The sequence below is a fragment of the Nitratireductor aquibiodomus NL21 = JCM 21793 genome (assembly GCF_000615975.1).
Classification (GTDB): Bacteria; Pseudomonadota; Alphaproteobacteria; order Rhizobiales; family Rhizobiaceae; genus Nitratireductor; species Nitratireductor aquibiodomus.
In genome coordinates this window covers 1-1,130 of sequence record NZ_BAMP01000185.1, presented here as the reverse complement: position 1 = coordinate 1,130, position 1,130 = coordinate 1, and the positions used below count along the sequence as shown (strand labels likewise).

The following is a 1,130-nucleotide window of genomic DNA, read 5'->3' as shown; positions in this document are numbered from 1 at the left end:
TTCGCCGGCAGCGAGTGGACTGGCAGCGGGAGGCGTCGGTTGACTTCGCCACACACCGGACTGCCGAGGGGCTGGCGGCCTATCGGGATCGCGGCAATATCAGCTTTACTGAGGCCGGCGAGAGCGCGCGCGGCGAGATCGTGCGCGATTATCTTGCCGATCGCGATCAGCGTCCGGACGGCACCCGGGTTGCGATGGCGCATCGCCGGGCCGATGTTCGCGCCATCAATGACGCGATCCGGGCCGAGCTACAGGACCGGGGCGAGTTGGCCCAGGGCAACGTGCTCGCCGTGGGCTCAGACGCCGGCGCGCTTACTTTCCAGACCAATGACGGCAAGCGGGAGTTCGCGCCGGGCGACCGCATCGTGTTCCTTGAGAACAACCGCGACCTTGGCGTGAAAAACGGGATGCTCGCGACGGTCGATCATGTCGAGCCGGGGCGGATCGTTGCCACGCTCGACGGCCGGGGCGACAGCGTTTCCGTGCCGATGGGCGACTATCAGGCGATCGACCACGGCTATGCGACGACGATTCACAAGAACCAGGGCGCGACGGTCGATCGGTCCTATGTGCTCGCGTCGGGGACGATGGACCGTCATCTAACCTATGTCGCCATGACCCGGCATCGTGACGGCGTGCAGCTCTACGCGGCACAGGACGAGTTCACCAATGCCGGCCGGCTGGTCGAGCATGGGGCCGCGCCCTATGAGCATGATCCGCAAAAGTCCGACAGCTATTTCGTGACGCTGGAAAGCGACAAGGGCGAGCAGCGCACCCTATGGGGCGTCGATCTTGAGCGCGCCATGAAGGAGGCCGCGCCGGAGATCGGGGAGAAGATCGGCCTTCAACATCTAGGCTCCACCCCCGTCACCTTGCCGGATGGCACGCAGACGCACCGGAACACATGGAAGGTTCAGGACGCCGGCGAGCTGGCCTATAGCCAGCTAGAACGCCGCCTATCCCGGTCGGGCGCGAAGGAAACGACGCTCGACTATACCCGCGACTTTGCCGAACGGCGCGGGATTGCCGAGCAAATGGGCATCCGCAGCGAGATCGAGATTCCGGCCGAGCGCGCCGGGCTACGTCCGGAGCGGGAGTCGACGGCCGAGCGGCACCCTGCCGAGCGGGAG

Annotated in this window: 1 pseudogene; it reads left to right on the top strand. The window is 66.0% G+C overall.

What is annotated here, in order from left to right:
• A pseudogene (locus tag JCM21793_RS28005) lies at window positions 1-1,130 on the top strand (Ti-type conjugative transfer relaxase TraA); the annotation flags it as partial.